Origin of the sequence: Helicobacter japonicus (assembly GCF_000762845.2) — a bacterium.
GTDB lineage: Bacteria > Campylobacterota > Campylobacteria > Campylobacterales > Helicobacteraceae > Helicobacter_C > Helicobacter_C japonicus.
Genome location: NZ_JRMQ02000023.1, coordinates 1 through 4,256, shown reverse-complemented (window position 1 = coordinate 4,256; position 4,256 = coordinate 1). Strand labels below are relative to the sequence as shown.

Sequence of the window (4,256 nt, the reverse complement as noted above, 5' to 3'; positions counted from 1 at the left end):
TCTAAAGATTCAGAATATATCCTCTCTATTCGTGGCACAGAATTTAAACTAGAGCAAATCCAAGATTTACTTAATGATTATTACATAGGCACAAATAATAGTGATATGAATAGAGTGATAGAGCAATATTTTGATATGCTTCTCTTTTATGAGGAAACTCTCAAGCCTTTATTACAAGAAAAAGGCATTGCAAGGATTAATGTTGTCGGGCATTCACTTGGTGGCTATCTTGCTCAACTCTTTGCTTTAAGCTATCCGCATAGTATCAATGAAGTTTATACTTATTAATGCACCTTTAGAATCTAAGAGTATTGCTTAATGTTAGCCATAATCCTTTTTGTTGTTATTCCTTTAGTGTCATTTTTTTATTTTAAATACAACATAGGAAGTATTATAGTAATACTCTTTTTTCTCTTTATTTTCTACTACACTCCTTATTCTTTTTATTTAGAGCCGAGTTATTGGGAGTTTAAGAAAATGTGTGAATTAAATGAATTGCCAAACAATGAGGAAAAGTATAATAAGATTCTAAAGTATTTTGATACAAGCTTGGATACATTGGATTGGGAGGAGTTGAATGGAAAGAAGCAGAAGCTAATCGAAGAAAATTTTGATTATAAAAAAGGAGTATTTGAATATATAACACAAATGAAATTAAGACAATTTAGCTCTCGAATAGATATACGAACACATTTTTTCAGCAATGAATCAGAAATTAACCGATACAATGCCAATGCGATGGTTTTTCGAGTAATTTGGCACACTAAGCGTTTTTATCCAGCTGGCAATGAAGGGAGTGGGTTTTATTGGAGTGAGGAAACTTTAGGTTGCAGTAATGATGATAATATGACACCAAAAGGAGAAAATAATGAATAATAAACAACTTATCAATAGACTTAAAAGCAACGCAGAGTTGGCTATGGCTAGTTATGGGTATTTTCATCTAATAGGCAAAAATTTTGATAACAAAAGAAACAAGACGGAAGTAAAAAGAACTATTGCCCTCCACGACATATTGGATTCTACCTACAAAGGTTATGTAACTTCCGAGCATACAACTTTAATTAATCCAGAGGAGCTTGATGGCGATTTCGCCCCCATTCAAACAAAAAATTTCTTTGATAGATATGAGCTTATCAAACATTGCCCCAACACAGATTCAGGATTCTCCGCTACACTCTTTGGAGAAAAAAGAAAACAAACTCATACAGAATCTAAGGAAGTTAGCTACACTGCTGACTATGGCTATACAAACTACACCCTAGCCATAAGAGGCACAGAATTTAAACTAGAGCAAATCCAAGATTTACTTAATGATTATTACATAGGCACAAATAATGACAGAAAAGCAGCCTAGAGTAAAAATAAAAAAGATTCTAAAAATATGTAAAATCTTATTTATTCTTTGGATTATTTATCTTATAGGAATCCCTTTGTATTATACTCCCTATGAATTGCAACCGAGTTATTGGGAATTTAAGAAAATGTGTGAATTAAATGAATTGCCAAACAATGAAGAAAAGTATAATAAGATTTTAAGTTATTTTGATAAGAAGCTAGGTGATAGAGATGACTTTCCACATACTAAGCAGTATTCAAGGAGGATAAGATTAAGTTTAGACATATATCCCAATGGAATATCTAGGCTAGATTTTGATAAAATTCAAGATGTATATATTAATGTCAAATGGCGAACATATCATATAGAAACACAAGGCAACGAGGGTAATATGGATTTCAGATTTTACTTTGATAATGAATTGTATTGTGGTTATATTTATAATATACATAATTTGCCAAATAATTTTTTCAAGGATAGGAGAAATGACAAACAAACAGCAAATCAATAAACTTCAGGATATGGCAGAATTAGCGTGGGCTAGTTATGGATATTTTCATTTAGTGAATGGTAATTTCGATAAAGATATTTTGGAAAAAATTGAAAGGAAAGAAAATCCAACAATAACCTACCAAGATATATTAAATGTAGAATATAAAAATTGCAAAGTGATTGGATTAGATAGGTGGGGTAAAGAAGAGTCTATCGGCACACTTGATGGCGACTTCACTCCCACTCAAGCAAAAAACTTCTTTAAAAAATATGATTTACTAGAGCATTGTCCCAATACAGATTCAGGATTTAGTGCCACACTCTTTAAAGATACAAAAGCAGTAGATAAAGATTCTCAATATATCCTCTCCTTTCGTGGCACAGAATTAAGCACAAACAAAATAGAGGAAACAGCAAGAGACCTACACACAGATTTCTTATTAGGCACAAATAGACACACCAAGCAATACTTTGATATGATAGATTTCATAGAGACAAAAGTAAAGCCTATTATCTACGATGACATAACACAAAGCTATGCCAAGATGACTATTGTGGGACATTCTCTAGGAGGTTATCTTGCCCAAATGTTTGCTTTATCTTATTCTCATTTAGTGGATAAGGTTTATACTTATAATGCACCGGGAATCTTTAATGATGATACAGAAAAGCTATTTAATCAACTTAAAATTGTAGCAACTCTTTTCCCTCCAATACAATCTTTAATGATAGGAAGTGCTGTTACTCATAGCATCATTTCTCTTTTTGAGTCTCAAGTAAATATACAAGCTTATGAAATGTTGCAAACAAGTAGTGATACAGGACTATATTGTGGTATGATAGAAATAAATGAAACATTGTTTAAGAGAATAGAAAGCTATCAAAGCAATAGTAAAAGATTACTAGCCATTAAAGGCACAGATAATTCAGCATTCCAACTTAAACACACTATCCCTTATTTTTTACGCACAGACCAAGAAGAAATAAGTTTAGAAAACTCCAAAATTAATGGTGTAAGAAAAATATTTTATATACCAAGCATGCAAGAATATGCACAAAAACTTTATGATAAAATCAAAGCTTATAGGGATACGCACAAAGGGCAAACTTTTTATGTATATTATGCTTATGCTTTTGTTCATACTTCTACACAAGCAAAAATTTGTGAAAGTAACACTATTATTTTAGACTATGATTTGCATATTCCTTTTGGGAATTTGGTTAATCAATTTAAATTTTTAAGACGAAATAATGCTTATACGCCAAATACACTTGCACAGGAGCAGTTTTTTCATATTATTTCTAAAGATTTAAATAGTGAGTGTGATATTATAGGTAATTTAGGAATCAAAGCCTTAGGAGAAAGATATGAAATACAAATTGATAAAATAGGCTTCATTAACACCCACTCCATTATCCCCCTCACTCAAACCCTCTACCTCTACTCTTATCTTTTAGACTCGCAATCCAACTATGACAAAGTAAAAGATAAAGACATTAATGAATGTATAGAATATTTAAATACTTTTATGCAAGGAGTTTATAAAGTTTTTAATCCTTTAAGTATCGTCATTAATAACAAAAATCTAACACCTTATAAAACTCAAGAAAAAAGACCAGATAGCACAGATTTCCTACCCACCTTTATAGAGCATATCCTTTATGTAACAAGCCTAGAAAAAGAGAGAGAAAGTATATATATTCAACTACATACCACCAAAGATAACATTATAGATAAAATAATAGTGTTAAGTGCTGAAGAATATTATCCAAAAATTTTAGATAAACAAGACATAGATAAGTTAGACCCTAAGCAATGCAGTATAGCAGAAAAAAGAGCTATTTTTAAATGTCAGCCTTTTACAATAATTGATAGAGATGGAAACGAAGTCTTAGGCAAAAACAACATTGCTAAACTCTTTAGATATAATAGCAATTCCACTAAAATAGCTCTATATAGTGATGAATCTAACACATCATATTTTGATGCTAGAATCTCTATGATGAAAAGTATTCTTTATGATGATGAAATGAGAGTGTATTATATACGCGAAGCGAATTAAATGAGGAGGGAAAATAATGTCATCTGTTTTATCTATGAGTTCTACACTCTATGTAGATACTCAAGCAAAAGAGTTATACATCTTTGCTAATGACAAAGATTTCATTGATTGTGATACAATCCACTCCCAAATTTATGAAAAGATACAAGATGATAAAGAACATAAAAATATAAGCCTAGAAGAATTACAATCCTATAAGCCCTCTCTCTTTTTAGATTCCGCTCTCCTATTAGGCTCATCTGAAATAGAAACAAATCCCTTTCTCTTTGGTGAATTAGATAAAGACAATACCATTAAACAAGATACACCAAGTTATTACTTCTCCCCTAAAGATGAAGAAAATAATCTAGGCACACTTCTTA

At 31.1% G+C, this 4,256-nt stretch carries 5 protein-coding genes and 1 pseudogene; all 6 read left to right on the top strand.

Going from position 1 to position 4,256, the window contains the following annotated elements; translation table 11 throughout:
- The coding region (locus LS65_RS09435; protein WP_236096703.1) for an alpha/beta fold hydrolase at positions 1-288 on the top strand (288 nt) is incomplete at its 5' end.
- Between the two features lie 30 nt (positions 289-318).
- Positions 319-876, top strand: coding sequence for a hypothetical protein (locus LS65_RS09430; protein WP_138129860.1), 558 nt, complete (start codon positions 319-321; stop codon positions 874-876).
- Positions 869-1,357, top strand: a complete 489-nt coding sequence (locus LS65_RS09425) for a hypothetical protein (RefSeq protein ID WP_138129859.1) — start codon at positions 869-871, stop codon at positions 1,355-1,357. Before LS65_RS09430 ends, LS65_RS09425 begins: the two co-directional genes overlap by 8 nt.
- A complete protein-coding gene (locus tag LS65_RS09420; protein ID WP_236096702.1) occupies positions 1,338-1,850 on the top strand; it encodes a hypothetical protein in 513 nt (170 codons plus the stop codon). The genes LS65_RS09425 and LS65_RS09420 overlap by 20 nt, the downstream gene beginning before the upstream one ends.
- Positions 1,825-3,894, top strand: a complete 2,070-nt coding sequence (locus LS65_RS10315; protein WP_138129858.1) for a Tle-like phospholipase domain-containing protein — start codon at positions 1,825-1,827, stop codon at positions 3,892-3,894. The genes LS65_RS09420 and LS65_RS10315 overlap by 26 nt, the downstream gene beginning before the upstream one ends.
- A 16-nt stretch (positions 3,895-3,910) precedes the next feature.
- Positions 3,911-4,256: pseudogene (locus LS65_RS09410) on the top strand (hypothetical protein); the annotation flags it as partial.

Bases quoted from the DNA above. Each gene is read 5' to 3' on its own strand.
- LS65_RS09430 (WP_138129860.1), top strand. From the start codon at position 319: ATGTTAGCCATAATCCTTTTTGTTGTTATTCCTTTAGTGTCATTTTTT.
- LS65_RS09420 (WP_236096702.1), top strand. From the start codon at position 1,338: ATGACAGAAAAGCAGCCTAGAGTAAAAATAAAAAAGATTCTAAAAATA.
- LS65_RS10315 (WP_138129858.1), top strand. From the start codon at position 1,825: ATGACAAACAAACAGCAAATCAATAAACTTCAGGATATGGCAGAATTA.
- LS65_RS09425 (WP_138129859.1), top strand. From the start codon at position 869: ATGAATAATAAACAACTTATCAATAGACTTAAAAGCAACGCAGAGTTG.